19 protein-coding genes are annotated in these 21,863 nt (G+C 69.9%); 6 read left to right on the top strand and 13 right to left on the bottom strand.

What is annotated here, in order from left to right; all coding sequences use genetic code 11:
• Positions 1 to 18: 18 nt before the first annotated feature.
• The 3 genes from ET475_RS02070 to ET475_RS02060 form a co-directional block, all read right to left on the bottom strand.
• On the bottom strand, positions 19 to 1,668 hold the full coding sequence (locus ET475_RS02070) for a thiamine pyrophosphate-binding protein (RefSeq protein ID WP_129385554.1): 1,650 nt from the start codon (positions 1,666 to 1,668) through the stop codon (positions 19 to 21).
• Positions 1,669 to 1,907: 239 nt separating this feature from the next.
• Positions 1,908 to 2,558, bottom strand: a complete 651-nt coding sequence (locus tag ET475_RS02065; protein ID WP_129385552.1) for an HAD-IA family hydrolase — start codon at positions 2,556 to 2,558, stop codon at positions 1,908 to 1,910.
• A gap of 35 nt (positions 2,559 to 2,593) precedes the next feature.
• A complete protein-coding gene (locus ET475_RS02060) occupies positions 2,594 to 3,439 on the bottom strand; it encodes a helix-turn-helix domain-containing protein (protein ID WP_165310679.1) in 846 nt (281 codons plus the stop codon).
• Positions 3,440 to 3,706: 267 nt separating this feature from the next.
• On the opposite strand from ET475_RS02060, the gene ET475_RS02055 reads away from it, so the two are divergent.
• The 3 genes from ET475_RS02055 (at position 3,707) to ET475_RS02045 (ending at position 7,319) form a co-directional block, all read left to right on the top strand.
• Complete coding sequence (locus ET475_RS02055) at positions 3,707 to 4,183, top strand: cupin domain-containing protein (RefSeq protein WP_129385548.1); 477 nt, start codon at positions 3,707 to 3,709, stop codon at positions 4,181 to 4,183.
• A gap of 169 nt (positions 4,184 to 4,352) precedes the next feature.
• Positions 4,353 to 5,777, top strand: coding sequence for an aldehyde dehydrogenase family protein (locus tag ET475_RS02050; RefSeq protein ID WP_129385546.1), 1,425 nt, complete (start codon positions 4,353 to 4,355; stop codon positions 5,775 to 5,777).
• 3 nt (positions 5,778 to 5,780) lie between these two features.
• Positions 5,781 to 7,319: a GMC family oxidoreductase gene (locus ET475_RS02045; RefSeq protein WP_129385544.1), complete on the top strand. Its 1,539-nt coding sequence runs from the start codon at positions 5,781 to 5,783 to the stop codon at positions 7,317 to 7,319.
• 207 nt (positions 7,320 to 7,526) lie between these two features.
• Here the strand turns inward: ET475_RS02045 and ET475_RS02040 are convergent, their stop codons facing one another.
• Positions 7,527 to 9,170 (bottom strand): amidohydrolase, encoded by a 1,644-nt coding sequence (locus ET475_RS02040; protein WP_129385542.1) that lies wholly within the window; start codon positions 9,168 to 9,170, stop codon positions 7,527 to 7,529.
• A 1-nt stretch (position 9,171) separates the two neighbouring features.
• A complete protein-coding gene (locus tag ET475_RS02035; RefSeq protein ID WP_242497732.1) occupies positions 9,172 to 10,038 on the bottom strand; it encodes a molybdenum cofactor biosynthesis F family protein in 867 nt (288 codons plus the stop codon).
• A 194-nt stretch (positions 10,039 to 10,232) separates the two neighbouring features.
• On the opposite strand from ET475_RS02035, the gene ET475_RS02030 reads away from it, so the two are divergent.
• Positions 10,233 to 11,009 carry an SDR family NAD(P)-dependent oxidoreductase gene (locus ET475_RS02030; protein WP_129385538.1) on the top strand — a complete coding sequence of 259 codons (777 nt, stop codon included), beginning with the start codon at positions 10,233 to 10,235 and terminating at the stop codon, positions 11,007 to 11,009.
• Positions 11,010 to 11,038: 29 nt separating this feature from the next.
• Positions 11,039 to 11,851, top strand: coding sequence for an SDR family NAD(P)-dependent oxidoreductase (locus ET475_RS02025; protein ID WP_129385536.1), 813 nt, complete (start codon positions 11,039 to 11,041; stop codon positions 11,849 to 11,851).
• A 205-nt stretch (positions 11,852 to 12,056) separates the two neighbouring features.
• On the opposite strand, the gene ET475_RS02020 is transcribed toward ET475_RS02025, so the two are convergent.
• The 8 genes from ET475_RS02020 to ET475_RS01985 form a co-directional block, all read right to left on the bottom strand.
• Positions 12,057 to 12,758 (bottom strand): ABC transporter ATP-binding protein, encoded by a 702-nt coding sequence (locus ET475_RS02020; protein ID WP_129385534.1) that lies wholly within the window; start codon positions 12,756 to 12,758, stop codon positions 12,057 to 12,059.
• On the bottom strand, positions 12,758 to 14,533 hold the full coding sequence (locus ET475_RS02015; RefSeq protein WP_129385532.1) for a branched-chain amino acid ABC transporter ATP-binding protein/permease: 1,776 nt from the start codon (positions 14,531 to 14,533) through the stop codon (positions 12,758 to 12,760). Before ET475_RS02015 ends, ET475_RS02020 begins: the two co-directional genes overlap by 1 nt.
• On the bottom strand, positions 14,520 to 15,380 hold the full coding sequence (locus ET475_RS02010) for an ABC transporter permease subunit (RefSeq protein WP_129385530.1): 861 nt from the start codon (positions 15,378 to 15,380) through the stop codon (positions 14,520 to 14,522). Before ET475_RS02010 ends, ET475_RS02015 begins: the two co-directional genes overlap by 14 nt.
• A gap of 70 nt (positions 15,381 to 15,450) precedes the next feature.
• Positions 15,451 to 16,614 carry an ABC transporter substrate-binding protein gene (locus ET475_RS02005; RefSeq protein WP_129385528.1) on the bottom strand — a complete coding sequence of 388 codons (1,164 nt, stop codon included), beginning with the start codon at positions 16,612 to 16,614 and terminating at the stop codon, positions 15,451 to 15,453.
• A 51-nt stretch (positions 16,615 to 16,665) separates the two neighbouring features.
• A complete protein-coding gene (locus tag ET475_RS02000; RefSeq protein ID WP_129385527.1) occupies positions 16,666 to 17,055 on the bottom strand; it encodes a nuclear transport factor 2 family protein in 390 nt (129 codons plus the stop codon).
• Between the two features lie 11 nt (positions 17,056 to 17,066).
• The gene (locus ET475_RS01995) at positions 17,067 to 17,870 is read right to left on the bottom strand and encodes a MoaF C-terminal domain-containing protein (RefSeq protein ID WP_129385526.1); all 804 of its coding nucleotides are present in this window, start codon (positions 17,868 to 17,870) and stop codon (positions 17,067 to 17,069) included.
• Positions 17,867 to 19,039: a zinc-dependent alcohol dehydrogenase gene (locus ET475_RS01990; RefSeq protein WP_129385525.1), complete on the bottom strand. Its 1,173-nt coding sequence runs from the start codon at positions 19,037 to 19,039 to the stop codon at positions 17,867 to 17,869. Before ET475_RS01990 ends, ET475_RS01995 begins: the two co-directional genes overlap by 4 nt.
• A gap of 176 nt (positions 19,040 to 19,215) precedes the next feature.
• Complete coding sequence (locus ET475_RS01985) at positions 19,216 to 20,172, bottom strand: AraC-like ligand-binding domain-containing protein (protein WP_129393558.1); 957 nt, start codon at positions 20,170 to 20,172, stop codon at positions 19,216 to 19,218.
• A gap of 176 nt (positions 20,173 to 20,348) precedes the next feature.
• On the opposite strand from ET475_RS01985, the gene ET475_RS01980 reads away from it, so the two are divergent.
• Complete coding sequence (locus tag ET475_RS01980; RefSeq protein WP_129385524.1) at positions 20,349 to 21,770, top strand: APC family permease; 1,422 nt, start codon at positions 20,349 to 20,351, stop codon at positions 21,768 to 21,770.
• Positions 21,771 to 21,863 lie beyond the last annotated feature (93 nt).

Below are 21,863 nucleotides of genomic sequence, written 5' to 3'. Positions count from 1 at the left end.
GCCGGCCGATGAGCCGACTCAGGAGTTCACGCGGATGATCTCCTGCTGGTACGGCGCTATGACGCTCGACGAGATGCGGCAGTCCAGCAGCAGGAACGGGCGCTCGGATACCGCGACCTGTGCCCACTCCGCGAGCCGGTCGAGGTCGGCAAGCGCCCGGACCACGACACCCTCGGCGCCGACCGCCGCCGCCAACCCCGCGAAATCGACATCGGGAATCAGCATGGGGCCGGTCGCAAGGCCTTTCAGCCCGTAGAGGTTGACCTCGGCGCCGTAGGCGCCGTCGTTCCAGACCACTGCCAGCCCCCGGCCGCCGGCCGTGCGCACGGCGGTCTCGAGGTCGGCGATGGCCATCAGGCCCCCGCCGTCGCCGGTGGTCAGCACGATGGTCGAGTCAGGGCGCGCCATCGCCGCACCGGCCACCGAGGGGAAGCCGAGCCCGATCGACTGGAACGCGGTGCCGACCATCATCATCCGGTCCGGTTCGGCCACCGGCCAGTACATGTTCGCCCAGCCGATGAAGTGGCCGCCGTCAGAGACGACCACACGATCTTCGGGCAGCAGCTCGCCGATGCGGCGGGCGACCGAGCGCGGGTCGAGCCGGCCGTCGGCCGCGAATTCATCGCCCGGCTCGCGTGCCGTGAGTGCTGCGACGTCGATCTTCTCGCGCCATCCGCTCGGCATGGCGTCGAGCGCATCGAGCTCGACGACGACGGTGGATGCCACCACTGCGGCATCCCCACGGATGAAGGCGCCGATGTGCGGATGCGTGGCTGTCGGCGCGGTGTCGATCTGCACGACGTGGGTCCCCGGGGCGAACAGCTCGCCGAAGCGCATGGTGAATTGATTGAGGGATGCCCCGAACACGACGGCCACGTCGGCCTCGCGCACCAGCGCCATGGCGCCGTCGGCGCCGAAGCCTCCGCTGACGCCGAGATCGTAGCGGGTGCCGGGGAAGATGCCGCGCCCGAGGGCGGTGGATGCTGTCACCGCGCCGGTGCGCTCAGCCAGCATCCCCAGCGCCTCACCGACGCCGGCCAGCCACGCTCCGCGGCCGGCCAGCAGGAACGGGCGCTGAGCGCTGGCGAGCGTGCGCGCGAGCGCGGCGATCTCGGCGGCGCCGAATGCTGTCGGCTGCAGCGGGGCGGGCAGTACGGGCTCGGGAGCGCCGGGCACGGGTCCGGCCTCGAGCGCCGCGACGTCGTAGGGGATCGCGAGCACGGTGGGCACCCGGTAGGCGAGGGCGTGCTCGATCGCGATGATCGTGGTGGCTGCGGCATCCGCCCGCCCGACGGTATAGGTGCGCGCGCCCACCGCCGACGCCATGGCGATCTGGTCGACGTCCCACGGGCGTGGGCCGGAAGTGGGCTCGTCGCCGACGACGAGCACGAGCGGTACGTGCGCCTGCACGGCCTCGGCCAGCGCCGTGAGCGTGTTCGTGAATCCGGCGCCGTAGGTCGCCGTGGCTGCGGCGATCCGGCCCGAAGCGCGAAAGTGCGCATCCGCCGCGACGACAGCGCCCGCCTCGTGGCGCACGGGTGTGTAGACCGCGTCGGTGTCGCGCTCGAGCGCATCGAGGAAGTACGCGTTGCCGTTGCCCATCACCCCGAACACATGATCGATGTGGAGTGCGAGCGTCGTGGCGACGTGGGCGGAGACGGTGGGCATGGTGGAGCCTTTCGAGACACGGAGATTCTGGGATCCGTATGTGTCTCGCCCGCCGCATCGCGCGCTTCGTGCCCCTTTTTCGAGCACCGGCCGGGTCATCGTGCCCGTGCACGCGCCGACCGGACGTTGCGAGTATATCGGCGGTTCTGGGCGTGTTCTGCCCGAACCGGCCCGGCACTGAGCGCCCCGAGTGGCGCCGCGAGCTCCGCACGCGCGGCTTCGCTGGCGCGCTGCCGCGCTTACGCGACGGTGACCTCGATGCCGCCGTCGACGGGACGGATGGTGACCTGGGTCAGATCGGCCACCAGCGCCTGCGCGCCCGCTCCGCCGGCGCGCTCGCCGACGCCGATCACGGTCATTCCCGCGGCCAGGCCGGCGGCGATCCCCGCGTGCGAGTCCTCGAAGACGATGCAGTCCTGGGGGTCGACGGCCAACAGCTCGGCGCCGAGAAGGAAGCCCTCGGGGTCGGGCTTGCTGCGCGAGACGTGCTCGGCGGTCACGCGTACCTCGGGCACGCGCAGGCCAGCGGCGGCCATCCGCGCGGCCGCGAGCGCCTCGTCGGCAGAGGTCACGAGCGCATGGGGGAGCCCGACGATGCCCGCGAGCAGTTCGGCAGCCCCGGGCACGGCGACGACGCCGTCGGTGTCGACGCCCTCGGCCGAAAGCATCCTCGCGTTCTCGGCGCGGTTGATCGCCGGGTCGCGCTCGGGAAGCAGGATGGCCATGCTCTCGTGACCCTGCCGCCCGTGGATGACGCTGAGCACGCGGTCGTCGTCGAGACCGTGCGCATCCGCCCATTCCAGCCAGAGCCGTTCGACCACGGCGGTCGAGTCGACGAGGGTCCCGTCCATGTCGAGGAGCACGGCGCGGGCGGTGGAGGTCTGCGGCATGCCTCCCATCCTCTCGTGTGCGGCTGGGCACCCGGTCAGGCCGCGCTCAGCCGCCGCGCGACACGATAGGCCGACGGTGTCACGCCGGTTTCGCGGCGGAAGAAGCGGGAGAAGTACGACGGGTCGTCGAACGCCAGGGCCGCCGCGACCTGCGCGCAGCTCAGGTCGGTGCGAGTGAGCAGCCGCTGCACCTCGAGTAGGACGGCAGCGCGGATGATCGCACCCGGCGGGCGCCCGGTGTCGGCGGTGACGATGTCGGTGAGGTGATTCGGCGTGACATTCAGTGCGCGGGCGCTCTCGGCGACGGTCAACGTGGCGCGCAGATGGGTACGCACGTGCCGTTCGAACGCCACCGCCAGCATGTGCCGCGGCTGTGCCGGCGACACCATCGCCCGCGAGCACACGCTCAGCAGTGCCGACAGCTGGAAGCGCACCACGGTATCGCGATCGTGCGCCGCACCCGCCAGCTCGATCTCCAGTTCGCGTAGCATCCGATCGATCCGCTCGCCGGTCGCAGCGTCGGGGACGGCCATCCCGCCGTCCCACGCTCGCGCAGGAAGTCCACCGGGACCGGTGAGGAACTCCTCTTGGAACAGCACGAGGGTGCCGTCGGGGGCGGTCGCCTCCGGCGTCCAGAAGTGCACCTGACCGGGGGCGATGACGTGCAGGGTGCGGGGCCGTGCGGGAAACTGCGAGGTGTCGATCGTGTGCGTTCCCGATCCCGCCGACAGCCAGACGAGCTCGACGAAGTCGTGCCGATGAGGCACGGTCGTGTGCGGCCCGGGCCCGTCTTTCACGAACGAGCCCACCAGAGCTGAACCGCGCAGCGTCGTCCAGCGGTGTTCGATGTTGTACTCGGCGAATGCCGTGCGCCGTCCCATGACCGACCCCTGTCCGGCGATGTCACCGGCGACACCGCGCTGTCGGCATCCACTCTTCCTGCGAACGAGAAGGAGCGGACGGGATGTCGCGCGCTGAGGCGAGCGCTGTGCGCTGGCGTGCAAGCCGGGCATGAGTCCTATTCCCGCGTACATAGGTGCCAATCCCGTGCAGAAGTGCCATGTCATCCGACGTGAGTGCATGGTCGCGGCATCCCGACCCTTCCTAGCGTGGGTTCTCACAACAACGGATTCTGAAGGAGACACAGGATGACCGGCACCTACGAGCACCTCATCGTGCGGCACATGGGCGACACGAGCGCCGACCTCGTCAACGAGGGCGCCGTCGCCACCGGCGAACCCCGCCCCTCGCACATCGGTGACGCGTTCGCCCTGATGCGGTCCGAGGACGTGCCCGAGGCGAAGCTGCATATGACCTACTCGTGGATCCTGCCGACCGAGGAAGGCAGCCACTGGGTCAACGAGCACGAGCACGACTACGACGAGGTGCTGGTGTTCCTCGGCAGCGATCCCGAGAACCCGCACGACCTGGGCGGTGAGGCCTACCTGTGGATCGAGGGCGAGAAGTACACGATCAACACCTCGGGCGCCGTGTATATCCCGGCCGGCACCCGGCACTGCCCGCTGGACTGGGGCACGATCACCAAGCCGATCCGCTTCAACGCCATTTCGCTGTCGGGCGACGGCAACTACAACTCCGACGAGAACGTGCCGCAGCCGGCCTGATGAGGACGCGACCATGTAACGCGGCGGTGGGTCTGCGGCAGCCTCACCCGTTCGCGGGCGGACGAGGCCTCTGCGCTGGCAGTCAACCCCGGCGCCGGTGCCGCGACGGACAATGAGGGGAGCACGCGTGGATTCCGCGCCGCGCGACGTCGTCACGAAGGAGACACCGATGTCCGATTCCCCGTTCACGCCAGACGAGACCGCACTGCTGGACCGTGTCCAGGCGCCGGCAGGAGAAGGGCGCGAGATTCTGGATGCCGCGACCCGCGAGGTGATCGGCCGGGCTCCCGTGCAGACGGTCGCCGACCTCGACGACGCTATCGCGCGCGCCAAGGCTGCGCAGCCGACGTGGGAGGCGCGGGGACACGACGAGCGACGCGCGCTGATGCTCCGGGCCGCCGACGCGATCGACGCGAACGCCGAGACCCTCGCCCGCATCCTGTCCCGCGAGCAGGGCAAGCCGCTGAACGGGCCGAACGCTCGCTTCGAGCTGGGAGCGTGCTCGGGCTGGCTGCGCTCCGCGGCGACGACCCCGCTCGAACCGGAGGTGCTCGTCGACGACGGGCAGACCCACGCCGAGCTGCACTACCGCGCCGTCGGCGTGGTGGGCGCGATCGGGCCGTGGAACTGGCCGCTGATGATCGCGATCTGGCAGATCGGCCCGTCGCTGCGCATGGGCAACACGGTGGTCGTCAAGCCGAGCGAGTACACGCCGTTGAGCGTGCTGGCGATGATCGAGGTCATGAACGAGGTGCTGCCCGCCGATGTGCTCATCGGCATCTCGGGCGACCGCGAGGTCGGCGCGCGCCTGGCCGCGCACCCCGACATCGACAAGATCATGTTCACCGGATCGACGGCGACCGGTCGCAAGATCATCGAGAGCTCCGCGGGCAACATCGCGCGGTTGACCCTCGAGCTCGGTGGCAACGACGCCGGCATCGTGCTGCCCGGTGCACACCCGGCATCCATCGCCCAAGACCTGTTCTGGGGCGCATTCATCAACACCGGCCAGACCTGTGCGGCTCTCAAGCGCCTGTATGTGCACGACTCGATCTACGACGAGGTCGTCGACCAGCTCGCGAAGATCGCTCAGGAAACGCCCATGGGCAACGGCCTCAGCGAGGACAACGTGCTCGGCCCGCTGCAGAACAAGCAGCAGTTCGACATCGTCAACCGCCTCGTCGAGGACGCCAAGGCGCACGGGGGGCGGATCGTCACCGGTGGGGCGCCGGCGACCGAGCTGGGGGAGCTCTTCTACCCGATCACGCTGGTGGCCGATGTCACCGACGGCGTGGCCGTCGTCGACGAAGAGCAGTTCGGGCCGGTGCTGCCGATCATCAAGTACTCCGACGTCGAGGACGCCATCTCCCGCGCGAATCGCCTCGACGTGGGCCTGGGCGGTTCAGTGTGGGGCGATCGCGACGAGGCCCGCAAGGTCGCTGCCCGCGTGCAGGCAGGCACCGTGTGGATCAACTCGCACGGCGGCCTGCACCCCGACGTGCCGTTCGGAGGCGTGAAGAACTCGGGCTACGGCCAGGAATTCGGCGTCGCGGGACTGAAGTCCGTCTCGGTTCCGCAGGTCATCAACGGCTGAGGCATGGCAAGGACGACCGTGGTGGATGCATCGGTGATCGTCGTCGGCGGCGGATCGGCGGGCTGTGTCATGGCCCGCCGACTCGCCGACGCCGGCGCATGCGTGACCCTGTTCGAGGCAGGTGGTGAGGACACCAACCCCGCGATCGACGACCCGAGCCGCGCCGGCGAACTGTGGCACTCGCCCGACGACTGGGACTACCGGACCGTGCCGCAGGAGCACGCGGCCGGGCGCCGGCTACACCTGCCCCGCGGCAAGGTGCTGGGCGGCTCGCACGCTCTGAACGCGATGATCTGGGTGCGCGGCGCGCACAGCGACTACGACGGGTGGGCCGAGGAAGCCGGCCCCGAATGGTCGTGGGATGCCGTGCTGCCGGTCTTCAAGGACATCGAGGCGTTCGGGCGGGGGGCCTCCGCACTGCACGGTGCTGACGGCATCCTGCCCGTCACCGATGACTACCCGCTCGTGCCGATCCAGCAGTCGATTCTCGATGCCGCGGTGCAGGAGGGACTGGAGTACAACCCTGACTACAACGGTGAGACGCAGGACGGCGTCTCGCAGGAGCAGGTGACCCTCGTCGACGGGCACCGTGTCAACACGTGGACCGCCTACCTGAAGCCCGTGCGCTCCCGCATCGACCTGCGGACGGGATGCCACGTCCACTCCGTCATCATCGAAGACGGGCGCGCCACCGGCGTGCGATACCGGGCCGACGGCGAGATGCGCGAGCTGCGGGCCGACCAGGTCGTGCTCAGTGCGGGCACCGTGGACTCGCCGGCGATCCTGCTGCGCTCGGGCATCGGTCCGTCGGCGGAGCTGTCGGCACTCGGCATCGACATCGTGCGCGATGTGCCCGCGGTCGGCGAGAACCTGCATGACCACCTGCTCTCGCCGGTGATCTTCCGCACGACGGTGAAGCCGGTGGGAGCCCCGGTGGCGGGCGTGTCGGTCACCCAGACGCATGCATTCTGGCGGTCGCGTCCCGAACTCGACGAGCCCGACACCCAGCCGATCCACTTCTCGGTGCCCATGTACGGGGAGGACCTTGAGCCGGTCTCGGACGACGGGTTCTCGCTCATGGCGGGCATCGTGCGGCCGGCCTCACGCGGGAGGCTCGCGCTGACCGGACCGGGGCTCGACGACCCGGTGTCGATCGACCTCGCCGCGCTCGAAGACGCGGCGGATGTGGCATCCCTCGTCGCTTCCGTGCAGCAGTGCCGGCGGATCGGCGCGCAGCCCGCGCTGGCCGACGAGTGGGGCGCGGTCGAGGTGTACCCGGGACCTTCGGTGGGCGACGACGAGGTCGAGGACTACGTGCGTCGCACCGTCGTCACCTACCACCACCAGGTCGGCACGTGCAGGATGGGTGCCGACGACGGTGCCGTCGTCGACGCGCGCCTGCGTGTGCGCGGGATCGAGGGGCTGCGGGTGGTCGACGCGTCGGTCATGCCGCGCATCACCACGGGCAACACGAATGCGCCCGCGATCCTTATCGGCGAGCAGGGGGCGCGATTCCTCCTGGAGGACCTGGCCGGCACCTGACGCGTCGCGCTGAAACGCCCCGGTGGCCGGTTTCCGGCACCGGGGCGTTTCGCGTGCTCGGACGTTCCGTGCCCCGGTCGCCTCGCGAGTCGAAGGCGAGTCGAAACGACGCGCTTCGAGCCGACGTCGTTTCGACTCGCTCGCTCAACGACCGGGTGAGGTGGGCGTGGTCGTTTTGACTCGCTCCGCTCGCTCAACGACCGGGGCTCAGGCCCGGTAGACGCGCCGCCCGGCGAACCAGGTCTCGCGCACCACGGTGTTGATGATCTCCTCGGCCGGGCCGGTCACGAAGTCGTGGTCGAGGACCACGAAGTCGGCGGACTTGCCGGGCTCCAGCGATCCCGTCTCGGCGTCCAGACCCATCGCGCGCGCGGCGTTGAGGGTGAACACCTGCAGCGCCTCCTCGGCGGTCAGCGCCTGCTCGGGCGCCAGCACGCCCGGCGCGCGGTGCAGCGGGTCGGCGCGGGTGATCAGGCCCTGGATGCCCTCCAGCGGGTTCGGCGACTCGGAGACCGGCCAGTCCGAGCCGCCGGCGACCAGCGCACCGGCCTCCAGCAGCGAACGGTTGGGCTGCAGGTGCTCGACGCGCTCGGTGCCCAGCACCTCGCCCAGTGCCGTGGTGATCACGCCCGGGAACCAGATGAACGGAGAGATGTCGGCGACCACGCCGAGCTGCGCGAGGCGCGGGATGTCGGCCTCGGACAGGAACTGCCCGTGCGCGATCTGGAAGATCGCGTCGGTGAAGCCTTCACCGCGCAGCCGCTCCACGACGTCCAGGACGAGGTGGGCCGAGCCGTCCCCCGTGCAGTGGATCTTCGCGCCGCGACCCTGCTCGGCGACGCGCCGCAGCCAGCCGTAGAGCTGGTCGAAGTCCATCGTCGTCGTGCCGTGGAAGTGCGCGCCGTGCGCGTCATCCGGAACATACGGGTCCAGGAACGACGCTGTGCGCATCGGCGGCACTCCGTCGAGGAAGATCTTCACGAAGTCGGGGCGGTGGTGCGCCGTGCGGTACTCCTCGCCGCGGGCGAGCAGCGCGTCGCCCAGCGGTGAGAAGCCGAAGATCTCATCGTTGATCAGCAGCGAGGTGACCGCCCACGCGTTCAGCGCGTCGGCCTGATCGAGCGAGGCGAGCGCTTGGAGGATGTCGACCGAGACGGCCGCGTCCTGGAACGCGGTGATCCCGTAGCTGTTGGCCAGCTCGACGCCTCGGGCCGATGCCGCCGCGTGCTGGGCCGGGCTCAGCCCGCCGCTGCGCTCGAAGGCCGCCTGCACCGGAATCCCGGCCGCCTCGATGAGCACGCCGGTGGGCGTCCCGTCCTCGGGGTCGAGGACGGTGATCCCGCCCTCCGGCAGGGTCTCGGCGGTGATCCCGGCCAGCTCCAGCGCCCGGGTGGATGCCCAGCGGTTGTGCCGGGAGTCCTCGGCGATCATCACGGGACGCCCGCCGGCGGCCTCGTCGAGCCGTCGCCGCCAGGCGGTCGTGCCGAGCGAGGGAAGAACGGTGGATGCCACGACCCCGCCGGTGATCCACGCGTCGGCCGGCAGCTGCGCGGCGGTCTCGCGCACCCGCTTGAGGATCTGCTCGGCAGTCAACGAAACCGGCAGCGTCAGCTCGAACAGGTCGGTGCGCCCGGCGACGGCGTGGTGGTTGTGCACGTCGACGAAGCCGGGATAGACCGCGGCGCCGTTCAGGTCGCGCACCTCGGTGTCGGGTCCACGGTGGGCGAGCACTTCGTCGGCGGTGCCGATGGCGAGAATGCGGCCGCCTTCGATGGCGATCGCCTCGGCGACCGGCTGGGCGGCCGAGACGGTGCGGATCACGCAGCCTGTGAGGATGAGGTCGGCGGTCATCTCAGTTCGTCCCCTCGGACGCGCCCGCATCCGCGGCATCCCGCAGCGCCGGGTCGTACTCGGCGGGGTGCACCGTGTTCGAGAGCAGCCGTCCGAACGCGCCGAAGGTGAAATGGGTCTGCGAGGTGCCGGCCTCGTCGAGGCCGAACAGCACGCCGTGCGAGCGGAGCGAGCGCTGGTCGCGGTGGTCGGCGACGGTCACCGAGGCGCAGGGAATGACCTTCTCGCGCCACGCGAACACGTAGATACCCGGCCGCAGGCGCCAGGTGGTCTGCTCGTCGGTGTCGGCCAGGCCCTGCTCGGGGCCGGCCAGGCACTGCCAGGTGTACCAGTGCGGCGTGAGGTAGATGTGCTCGTAGGTGTGCTCGCTGGAGTAGACCCACATGGCGCGGCGACCGATGAGCTCGATCGTGGGAGCCGGGGCGGCACCGGTCTGGGCGAGCTCCTCGATCCGGCTCGGGGCGAAGAGCTGCTGCACGGCGGTGTGGCCGGGCGCGGCCTCGCCGATGATGCTGACCACCGCGAGCGCGTACCCGCTGCGCAGGTCGAGGAAGAGTGAGACCGCCTCGTTCGGCAGGTAGTCGTGGTGGAACTGGGCGTAGTACAGATCCTCGTCGACCTCGAACACCTCGCACGCGTCGGTCTGGGCGGCGGGCTCGGTCGGGTCGGACTCGCCCGGCTTGTACACCCACGAGACCGAGCCTGAGCCGAAGGTGTGCGCGATGCGGGTGCCGCGGTCGTCGACCACGGTGAGGGTGCGGCCGACCAGCGCGTCAGAGAGGGGTGCCTTGTTGGCGTCGAAGCCGGGGGCCAGCCCGTCCAGCGGCAACCAGGTGCTGGTGTCGGAGAGGTTGGTGGATTCGGTCACGGATGCTCCTTTGCTCGCGGTCGCGACAGAAGCGGCCGCGCTCGGATCTGCGGTCGCCTCTGTCATCTTCGCCGGTGGATTCCTCCATATGTTGACGTTCCGCGCCCGGGGCTGTTGCCTCAGCGCACACCGCGCACACGTCGCCGCCGGAACCGGGGAGGATGGCTCTGCGCCCCCAAGGAAGAAGGCCGACGATGGACCTGCGCATCCGCTCGCGTGCGGCGCTGATCACCGGCGCCGCGGGAGGGATCGGCCGTGCCGTGGCGCGCGCCCTGGCAGCCGAGGGCGTGCGCCTCGCCCTCGTCGACCGCGATGAAGCTGCGGTGCGGGATGCCGTGAGTGCGGTGCTCGCAGACGCGGCGGCCCCAGCACCCACCGTCGTGCGCCCCCTCGTCGCTGACGTGACCGACGAGGCGGCGCTGGACGCCGCCGTGCAGCGCGCGGGCGAACTCCTAGACGGACTCGATCTGCTCGTGGTGTGCGCCGGGATCTCCGGACCGGTCGGCACGCCGCTGGCGCAGACCCCGGCGTCGGCGTGGGATGCGGTCATGAACGTGAACGCGCGCGGCGCGTTCCTCGCCCTGCGCGCGGCCGTGCCGCTGCTGCGTCGCTCGGACGCGGCATCCGTCGTGATGATCTCCAGCGACTCGGCGTTCGTCGCCGCTCCCGGGATGGCCCCGTACTGCGCCTCGAAGGCTGCCGTGCTACAGCTGGCGCGTGCGGCCGCGGTCGAGCTGCGGGGGGACGGGATCCGGGTGAACGCGATCTGCCCGTCGGTCGTGGACACCCCGATGAGCCGCGGTGACCTGGGCCTTCGCGATGGCTTCGGCGGGCAGGATTATCCGGTGCAGAGCGCCGACGAGATCGCGGCGCAGGTCGCGTTCCTGTGCTCGCCGGCCTCGCGGCCGATCGACGGCGCGGGGCTGGTCAGCGACTTCGGCTACAGTGCAGGCTCGGGATTCCCGGCCTGAACAGGACTGTCAGGACAACGAGGAGAAAGATGACGTTCACAGGCAACGGTTGCGCAGGGCGCGTGGTCGTGATCACCGGCGGCGGCACGGGCATCGGCGCCGCGGTCGCCGAGCGGTATGCGGCGGAGGGGGCGCACGTGGTGGTCGTCGGCCGTCGGCGCGAGCCGCTCGAGCACGTGGCATCCAGCGTCGGAGGCAGGGTGATCGTCGCCGACGCCGCCGACACGGCCGCCGCCCGCGACGCAGTCGCCCAGGTGTTGGCGCGATTCGGGCGTCTCGATGTGCTGGTCGCCAATGCGGGCGGGCACGGCTTCGCCCCGGTCGGCGAGACCGACGACGCTGCATGGGATCAGGCGCTGCGCGCCAACCTCACCACCGCGTTCGTCATGGCCCGTGAGTGCCTGCCGGCGCTGGTCGAGTCGAAGGGGCAGATAGTGATCGTCTCGTCGCTCGCGGGTCTTTTCGCCGGCCCGTCGGTGGCGGGATACACCGTGGGCAAGCACGCCCTTATCGGCCTGACCCGCACTCTGGCCCGCGACTACGGGAAGGCCGGAGTCCGCGTGAACGCCGTGTGCCCCGGATGGGTGCAGACCCCGATGGCAGACGAGGAGATGGATGAGTTCGCCGAGCAGGCAGGTCTCGCCTCCCGCGAGGACGGCTACGCCGCCGTCACCGCGGATGTGCCACTGGGCCGGCCCGCTGCTCCCGCCGAGATCGCCTCGATCGTGCGATTCCTCGGCTCGGGGGAGTCGTCGTACGTGACCGGAGCCGTGCTCGTCGCCGACGGCGGCGCGCACATCGTCGACGTCCCCACGCTGGCCTTCGACCACGCCGGGATGTAAGGTCGGCGCCCCGCCGCTTGTCGCCCGTGGGGTCGTTTCGACTCGCCCGCTGCGCTCCTCGCGGGGAGACCGCCCAAACGCCGAAACAAGGGATTCCGCTCGAAACCCAGGGCTATGCGCCTGGTTTCGAACGGAATCCCTTGTCTCGCGGAGAGGGGGAGGGGCCGCGCGGTATCCCGCCCCGACGCCGGCCCCGCCCCGTCGCCTACGCCGCCCGGCCCAGGTAGGCCTCGTGGAGGATGGCCGGGTCTTCGCGCAGCCGCTGCGCGGAGCCCTGGTAGGTGACTCGCCCGCCGGCGACCACGAGCGCATCGCCGGCCAGGCCGAGCGCCAGGTTCGTGAACTGCTCGACCAGCAGCACCCCGACCCCCGACTCGGCCAGCGTCGACACGATCGGCAACAGGCGCGTGAACACCACCGGCGCCAGACCCAGACTCATCTCATCGATGAGCAGGAACCGCGGCCGGGCGGCGAAGGCCCGCGCCAGCACCACCATCTGCTGCTCGCCGCCTGAAAGCAGCGCGGTCGGGGCATCCCACCGCTTCTCCAACTCGGGGAAGTGCTCGAGCGCCGCACGCGCCTCCGCATCGCTGCGTGCCGTCAGCGAGAGGTTCTCGCGCACGGTCAGCGACGGAAAGACGGCCCGGCCCTGCTCGATGTGCACGATTCCCCGCCGGGCACGCGCCACACGTGACAACTTTCCGATCGGCTCGTCGCCGATGCGGATCTGCCCGCCGGAGTGGGCGATGACGCCCGAGATCGACTCGATGAGGCTCGTCTTGCCGGCCCCGTTCGGGCCGACCAGGGCGGTGATCTCTCCCGGCCGCACCGAGAGGCTCACGTCGGAGATCACAGGCCCGGCACCACGGCTGACGGTGACATCGTCGAGAGTCAGGTGTTCGCTCATCACAGCATCTCCGTCTCGCCCATGTAGGCCTTCATCACGGCGGGGTCGTCGAGCACCTCGTCTTGCAGCCCCGACGCGAGCACCTTGCCGAAGTCGAGCACGGTCAGCCGTGGGCAGACCGAGCGCACCAGATCAAGATCGTGCTCGATGATGATCAGCGCGGTGCCGAACCGTGACGGAACATCGCGCAGCCGTGCGGCCAGCGCCAGATGTTCCTCGTGCGAGAGGCCCGCCGCGGGCTCGTCCAGCAGCAGCAGTCGCGGCCGTGCCAGCATGTTGGCCGCCACCTCGACGAGCCGGCGCGTGCCGACGTCCACCCCCGACAGTCGCGTGTGCGCGGGTGGGCAGCCGAAGAACGCCAGGGCGTCGTCGATGTCCTGCCTGTCGAGCCGCCTACGTGCGACGAAGCGCACGTAGGCGTCGATGGTCAGCGCCGGCGGTACGCGGTCCTGCTGGAAGGTGCGGCGCAGCCCCAGCCGTGCGCGCCGGGTGGGCGAGAGCCCACTCAGGTCTCGCCCGTCGAGCGTGACCCGGCCGCCGTGACCCTGTAGGAAGCCGCTGATCGCATCGACGAAGGTGGACTTGCCGGCGCCGTTGGGCCCGATCAGTCCCATGATCGTGCCCGCAGGAACCTCGAGCGACACGTCATCGAGAGCCCGCAGCGCGCCGAACGTGACGGTCAGTCCCTCCACGACCAGCACGGGCGCGCCGGTCGCCTCCGCCGGATCGAGCGTGGCCACCGTTGTGGTGGTGACCGGATCGACAGGCGGGGATGCCGCAGCCGCGGCATCCGTCGACTCTGATCTCTTCGCCGCCGCAGCGCGGTCCGTGCGCTTCCACCACACATTGCGGATGCCCTGGCCGAGATTCGTCCCGCTGGTCAGAGCCTGCACGCCGAGCACGCCGAAGATGACGAATCCCCAGTCCTGCGGCACGCCCCACCTCTTGAGCAGCTCGGGCACGAGCACCCACAGCACGCCGCCGAAGATCGCCATGTCGATCAGATGCGCGCCGCTCATGATCGCGAGGATGTACAGCGCCAGCGACTGCAGCGGGGTGAAGCTCGACGCGAACGGCAGGCCCACCTGCCCGGCGAGCAGTCCGCCCGAGACTCCGCCCAGCGCCGCCGAGACGGCGAAGGCGGTGAGCTTGGCGGTCTGCACGCTCTGCCCCGCGGCGGCCGTGCCGCGCTCGGAGAACGCCACCGCCTTCCAGCTCGACCCCCACCGCCCGCGCTGCAGGAAGAAGACGGCGACGCCGCAGACGGCGAGCACCAGGATGCTGAAGAAGAAGTACTCCCGGTCGCTGGAGAACGCATCGGGACGCAGGACGGCGACGCCGTCGGCCGACCCCGGAAACTGGATCTGCACGAGCGTGACATCAGCGGCGGCCGCGAACCCGAGGGTGACCACGGCGAGGTTGACTCCGCGAAGTCGCAGCGCGGGCAGGCCGACGAGCACGCCCGCGCCACCGGCGGCAGCCGCGCCGATCACCAGCCACACGATGAAACCGCCCGGTGCCTCGGCGACGTTGAGCGCCGCGACCACCCACGCGCCGATCGCGGCGAACGTGAGCTGGCACAGTGCGATCATGCCGGCCGAACCGGTGACGATCCCGAGCCCCATGATCGCGATGGCCGCGGTCACGGCGCTGACGGCCAGGTAGACGAAGTAGCCGCTCAGGCCCACGCTCAGCGCGTACCCGACGGCGATGGCGACCAGTCCGACCGCGATCGGCCAGCCGATGCGGACGGCAGGACGTTCAGCGAGCCGCATCCCACACCTCCTTGCGCTGCGACCAGAGCAGCAGCACCACGATGAACAGGAACGGCAGGAAGTTGCGCACGAGCGACACCTGGTCGATCTGGGCGACCAGGCCTCCGAGCATGCCCAGCACGAGGCCCCCGACGACGGTCAGGTCCAGGCGCCGGAAGCCGCCCAGCAGTGCGGCCGCCGCCGCGGGGACGATCAGCATCGCCAGGCTCGTCGCGTCGTTGGACTGTGACGGGGCGATGATGATGATCACGAGGGCGCTGATGATCCCGGTGGTGAACCACACGGCTATCGACAGCGGCCGCGACCTGATGCCGAGCAGTTCGGCGGTGGTCGGCCGCTCCGACAGGGCGCGCAGCTGGGTGCCCATTGAGGTGCGCGTCAGCAGCACGTGCACGGCGACGGCGATGACCACGGCCATTCCGACCGTGGCGACGGTGACCTGGCTGACCACGACGCCGCCGATGTGGAACGCGGGCCCGGCGATGATGGGGGCGAACGGCTGCGGCTTGTTCCCGAACAGGATGAACGAGAGCGAGATGAGCAGCAGCAGTGGGCCGACCGTCATCGCCGACCGGGTCGTGACGTCGGCCTCGCTCAGCCAGGTCGCGGCGATCCAGCCGATCGCCGCGGCCAGCGCACCACCGATCACGACGCCGATCAGTGTCGCCGCCCACACCGGGAAGCCGGCGTGGGTGACCAGCCATACTGCGCAGAAAGCGCCGAACATGCCGGTGGCGGCCTGGGCGAAGTTCACCACGCGGACCAGCCGTGACATGAGGGTCAGGCACACGCCGAGGACGGCATACAGCCCGCCGGCTGCCAGGCCCGCCAGAGCACCTTGGATCATCTGCGATCCTCCGTCTCACAAGAAGGGGTGGATGCGGTGGCCCGGCGCGTGCGCACCGGGCCACCGGGGATCAGTTCTCCGGGATGCGGAACCAGTCGTCGGCGACCTTCTCCCACGCGTGGGTGCCGCTCCCCAGCACGATCGGCCATCCCGCAGTGTTGTCGACGCCGAAGTGGTAGGGCGTGCCGATCATCGGGTTCTCGATGGGCTCCATCTCCTGCAACGCCTTGCTCACGGTCTCGCGCGTGATATCGCCCTTCATCGTCTTGAGCACGGTGATGAAGTGCTTCGCGGCCAGGAAGCCGCCCTGACTGAACGCCGTCAGCGGAATGTCGTTCTTCGTCATGAGGTCGCGCCATTCCCGGTTGATGTCGTTGTCCTCGGTGAACGGATAGAACTCGGCCGGCACGTAGATGCCGGCACCGGCATTGCTGATCGCCTTCGCGAAGTTCTCGCTGTAGACGCTGGTCAGATACAGCCATGTCACGTCATCCCAGCCCTGAGCGTTGGCGGCCTTGACCTGACCGATCGCATCGGGCTCGACCGGGTTGATCGCGAGAGCCTTGCAGCCCTTGTCCCGCGCCTTCACGATGTACGGGGTGTAATCGCTGGCCCCGTACGGAACGGTGTCGTCGATGTACAGCGGGTTCTTGCCGGTGATGGCGGTCCACCGATCGATCGCGGCCTGGTACGTCGGTCGCGTCGACCCCGCGATCTCCAGCAGCACGCAGATGTCGGTGAGTCCGAGCTCCTCCGACCCGTACAGCAGGGTGAGGGTCATGTCGTTGAACGGGCCGACGTTGGCGGGCGAGATGTTGTCGCTGTCGAAGCAGCCGGTGTCCACCCCGATCCCTGGGATGGAGAGGATGCCCTCCTGCGCGTAGTACTTCGCGTTCAGCTCGCACTCGATGAGGCTGGCGCTGCCCACGAGCGCGACGGCTTCGTCGCTGCCCACCAGTTCGCGCGCCGCGGCGGTCGCCGTCGCCGGGTCCCCCTTGTCATCGAGCGCCTTGTAGTCGATCTTGCGACCGTCGAGCCCGCCGGCGGCGTTGAACGCGTCGAAGACGGCCGCGGCGGCCTGTGAGGCCTCCGGGAACGTCGCAGCCCCGCTCTTGGTGTTGACCGATCCGACGACGATGTCGCCGCCGGCGTCGGAGCCGGCTCCGGCGCAGCCGCCCAGCGCCAGCGCGCCGGCGACGGCCAGCGCCGCCGCAGCCATCAGCTTCTTCTTCATCGCTTCCCTGCCTCTCTCATCGCCTGCACCGCCGTGGTGCAGGGCGCCGGATCAGTCGCGCAGCGCGCGCCCGACCAGCTCGGTGTCACAGAACTGCTCGAATTCCTGCACGCGGCCGTCTTCCAGACGCCACACGTGCGCGACGCGGGCGGCGAAGAACCGCCCGGTTTTCTTGTACGTGCCCGAGTAGGTGCCGATCCCGACCACGACATCGCCGCCGTCGACGATCTCATCGATGGCGACGGTGTAGTCGTCCCAGTCCTCCTGGATGCGCCCGAACACGTTTTCGGCCACCGCCTGCGGGCCGACGTAGGTGCCGGCGTAGGGGAATCCGGCGGCTTCGGTCCACCGGACCTCGGCGGCGAAGGGCGCCAGCATCCCCTCGAGGTCGCCACGATCGGATGCCGCGTAGTGGGCGCGGATGATGTCGGCGTTGCTCATTCCTTTTCCTTTCAGATCGGCTGGGCGTCGGGGTACGACACCGAGCCGAGGGGGTAGATGTGTCCGCCGCCGCGGGAGTGCTCGGCGCGGCCCTCGCCGTTCAGCCCCAGGAAGACGCCGGTGGTCATCAGCTGGTAGCCGAGGTCGTGCAGCCAGACGCTGGCCACCGCGATGCGGAACTCGCGGAAGCAGAACAGATACAGCCCGTCGGCGAAGCGCCACACCGTCGACAGGTCCATGTCGCCGTGCCCGCGCTGTACGCCCTCGAGGCACTGCCAGGCATAGCGCTGGCTGGAGATGTACACGTGCTCGTACAGGTGGTGCGGGCTGTACCGATAGACGTTGCGCTTGCCGATGAGGTCGCGGCTGGGGCCGGGCGCCTCGCCGGTCGGCTCGCCTCGGTCGGTGACACCGGCGAAGAATCGTTGCGAGACGCGGGGGGTGCCCTCGACCTCTTCATCGTCGATGTGCGACACGACGGCCAGTGCACGGTGCGTCGCCGTCGAGTACACGAGCGTGAGCGCCTCGCGCTCGCGGCTTTCCAACGGAAGGTTCACGAACACGACGTCCTCGCGCACGGCTACGGCATCGTACGGATCGCGGGTGCCCTCGGGCACCTCGATCGCTCCCGTCGCCGACCAGGCCACGGCATCCTCATCGAAGGCGAGCCGGATGCGCGACCCGTCGTCGAGCGTGATGGTCAGGGCGGTGCCGGCCAGCGAGGTGTTCGGCAGGCGATAAGTGTCGATCCCGGCCGAGAAGTCGTCGTAGGTGCGCCATTCGTCGAGCGCGGGGTCGGTCGTGGTGTCGGTCATCGGTTCTCCTTCTTCCAGGGATCGAGCACGGCCTTGAGCACGCCGTCGCGGCGTTCGCGGACGGTGTCGAACGCGGCGGTGGTCTCGGCCAGGCCGAAGCGGTGTGTGACGAGGTCTTCGAAGGGAAACTCGCCGCGCGCGAGCAGAGCGATCGCGGGCTCGAAGCCGCCTGCCGACAGGAAACTGGGCAGGATGTCGGGCTCGCGGGTGAGCAGCTCTTCGTCGGCGCGGAACGTCACCGGTGCATCCGCCCCGCAGGCCCCGGCGAGAACGACGCGGCCGCCGCGGCGCACCAGGCGCACCGCGTCCTGCTGTGCCGCGGCGACACCGGCGATCTCGATCACGACATCGGGGCGCTCTCCGCCGAGGGCATCGATGACCGATGCCGTCACGTCGGCGGTCTCGCGGGCATTCACGACGGCGTCGGCGCCGAAGCGTCGAGCCAGGTCCAGCCGCTCGGTGCGTGTGCCCACGACGACGACGCGGCCGGCCCCGGCGGCGCGGGCTGCGGCGGCGGTGAGGATGCCGACCGGGCCCGGTCCGATCACGACCACGCCGTCGCCCGGCCCGACCCCGCCGCGCGCGATCGCGCGGTGGGCGACGGCGAGCGGCTCGACCAGCACCGCTCGCTCGAAGGGCAGCTCAGGGGGTAGTCGATGAATGACCGCCTCAGCCGGTGCGTGCAGGTACTCGGCGTATCCGCCCCACAGGCCGGGCGCCACCGTCTGCGGGATGTTCACGCCGTACTGGCGCCCGCGCGACAAGCCCGTGGCCATGTCGTCGCTCTCGCACAGGTTGTAGCGGCCCTCCCGGCAGCGGGCGCAGGAGCGGCACGGCAACAGCATCTCGACGGCGACGTGGTCGCCGGTGCGCAGCCGACGGGTCTCGGCCGCGCGCTCGCCGATCGCGGCGACCTCACCGACGAACTCATGCCCGGGAACAAGCGGGAACGGATCGCCGATGTGCCCGGCCAGCAGGTGCAGATCGGTGGCGCAGATGCCGACCAGGGCGACGCGTACCAATACGTCGTCGGGACCGGGACGTGGCACCGGCACCGTCTGCACGGCGATGTTCTCGCGCGTGGGGAAGACGACCTGGCGAGTGGTTTCGGGCACAACGGTCACGACGGCGGGACTCCTCTGCTGCCGGATGCCGCTTCGGCGCGGCATCCCGACTGCCCATGTTTCGCGTGGCCCGCAGGAGTATCAACGGATCGCGGCCTATCGCGCGCCGACAGTCAACCGCCGTGCCGCGCAGGGCAAGAGCGGCGCAGGCGGGGCACCGCCGGGCGGGTGTGACCTCGGTGGAACAGGTGCGACCTCGGCGGAATGCGTGCGGTGAGCGCTCAGCGCGAGTTGCGGTACTCGCTCGGTGAGACGTCGAAGGCCGCTTTGAACGCGCGGCTGAAGTGCGCGGCGTCTACGAACCCCCACCGTGCGGCGATCGCGGCGACCGGGCGGTCCGCATAGACCGGGTCGATCAGGTCGCGGCGGCACTGCTCGAGCCGGCGCGTGCGGATCCACGTCGAAACGGTCATGCCCTGCTCTTGGAAGAGGCCGTGCAGGTGGCGGGTGGAGATGAAGTGCGCCGACGCGATCGAGCCGGGACTGAGCTCGGTCGAGGCGAGGTTGCGGTCGATGTGCGCGCGGATGCGCTGCATGAGCGCGCGGTGCGGGTCGGCTCCGACGTCGTCGAGTCCGAGTTCCCGGGTGAACACGGTCGTCACCAGGTCGAGCGCGCTGTGCGCGAGGCGGGCGCCGGTGGTTCCGGCGAGTTGGTCGAGATTGACGGCCAGCTGGCTGAGATACGGAACGACGACGGCGCCCAGGCCCTCGCTGCCGCTGATGCGCACCGCCGTCAGCTCGCCGACCAGGTGTGCAGGCAGGCTGATCAGGTGGCGCGGGAACATCGCGATCATGCTGCGGAAGTCCTCGTCGAACACCAGCGAATATGGTCTGCTCGTGTCGTACACCGCGAGCGAGCCGGGCTCGAGCACGGCCTCTCGCCCGTCCTGGATGAGCAGCCCGGTACCGGTGAGCATCAGGCTGACCTTGAAATAGTCGCGGTCGTCGCGCGAGATCAACTCGGGCGTGCGCTCCACGACGTGCGGCGTGGCGCGCAGGTCAGTGACGTGCACCTCGTCGACAGCGGCGGCGCGCATCATGCCCCGGAACGTGTCCATGTGCGAGGGCGTCACCTGAAGCGGCACGAACGAGTCGTTCACGGCGGCACGGAACTGGCTGATGTCGCGCGCGAGAGTGGTCGCAACGGATTCGGGGCGCGCAGTCGCCGACACGGGCATCATCACCTCGCAGGTTCGGGATGCTGTCATCATATACGATCCGCCGGAAAGGTCCAGTGCTCACTTCTGCCCGGCCAGGCAAGCTCCGTGCCCGGGCGGTCATGTGCCCGTGCGACGGGCGGGGGAGGATGTTGGGGTTCTGTCGGATGACGGGACCGCATCGAAGGAGCTGCCACATGTCTGCACCCACTACGTCGACGACGAGAACCGACGCGCACCGCCGGCTGGGCGTCTTCGCCGTCGCCTTCATGATCGTCGCGGCATCGGCGCCGCTGACGGTCGTCGCCGGCGGCGTCACGAGTTCGCTATCGGTGACCAATGTCACCGGCATCCCCTTCGGCTACATCGTCCTGGCCGTCGCGCTCGGCATCTTCGCGATCGGCTATGCCGCAATGAGCCGGTTCATCACGAACGCCGGCGCGTTCTACTCCTACGTCGCTCAGGGCGCCGGGCGTCCGGCCGGCATCGGATCGTCGGTGCTCGCGCTCATCGCGTACAACGCCATGCAGATCGGCATCTGGGGGATGCTCGGGTTCCAGGTCTCCTCGTTCATCCAAGAGAAGACGGGGTGGGCGAGTCCGTGGTGGCTGTGGGTGTTCATCGGCATCATCGTCGTCGGGGTGATGGGGGTCAATCGCGTCGACCTGTCGGCGAAGGTGCTGGGCGTGCTCGTGGCCCTCGAGTTCCTCGTCGTGATCGTGTTCGACATCGTGTCGTTCGCGAACCCCGCTGAGGGGTTCACCGCAGCGCCGCTGACGCCCGGCGCCCTGTTCGTGCCGGGGGTGGGCGCGGCTCTTGCGTTCGGCATCGCGGCGTTCATGGGGTTCGAGTCGGCTGCGATCTACGGCGAGGAGTCGAAAGACCCCAAGCGCACGATCCCGCGCGCCACGTTCCTCGCAGTCAGCGTCATCGGCGTGTTCTACGCGCTCTCTTCGTGGGCGCTCACGCTGGCCGTCGGGCCCGGAAAGATCGAGAACCCGAGCGGGATCTCTCCGGAAGAGGCCGGTCCTCCACTGTTCTTCAACTTCGTCGCCGAGCACCTCGGTGTCATCTGGGTCGACATCATGTCGCTGCTGTTCACCACGAGCCTGTTCGCAGCGCTGGTCAGCTTCCACAACGCCGTGGCCCGCTATTCGTTCTCGCTCGGACGCGAAGGGCTGCTGCCGGCGGTGCTGGGCACGGTTCGCGTGCGCAGCGGTGCGCCGTGGGCCGGGTCGCTGGCGCAGAGCGTCATCGCCGTGATCGTCGTGATCGGTTTCGCGGTCGGCGAGCTGGGTTGGAACCCCGACAACGGCCCGTACGCCGTGCTGACCCTGTTCACCTGGCTGACGAACCTCGGCGCCTTCGGACTCGTGCTGCTCATGGTGCTCGTCTCGGTCGCTGTGATGGGCTACTTCGCGCGCGACCGCCGCGATGTGGGGGTGGGTTCGCGGTGGGTGGCGCCGATCATCGCGGTGCTGGCACTCGGGACGGTGTGGGTGCTCATTCTGTCGAACTGGAACGTCATGCTGGGCCAGACCGAGAACACCCCGACCACGTTCATCCTGCCGGCGGTACTGCTGGTCCCGTCGATCGTTGCGGTTTTCTGGGGTCTGTGACTGCGTCGTGCGCGGCCCGAGGTGTACCGCCGCATCGGGCACGGTGCCGACCCCGACACAGCGACGCACTTGGACTGAGCGGCGGCGGCGGCG

Source organism: Microbacterium protaetiae (assembly GCF_004135285.1).
GTDB classification, from domain to species: domain Bacteria; phylum Actinomycetota; class Actinomycetes; order Actinomycetales; family Microbacteriaceae; genus Microbacterium; species Microbacterium protaetiae.
The sequence above is the reverse complement of the archived record's forward strand: the minus strand, read 5'-3'. Positions and strand labels throughout refer to the sequence as shown.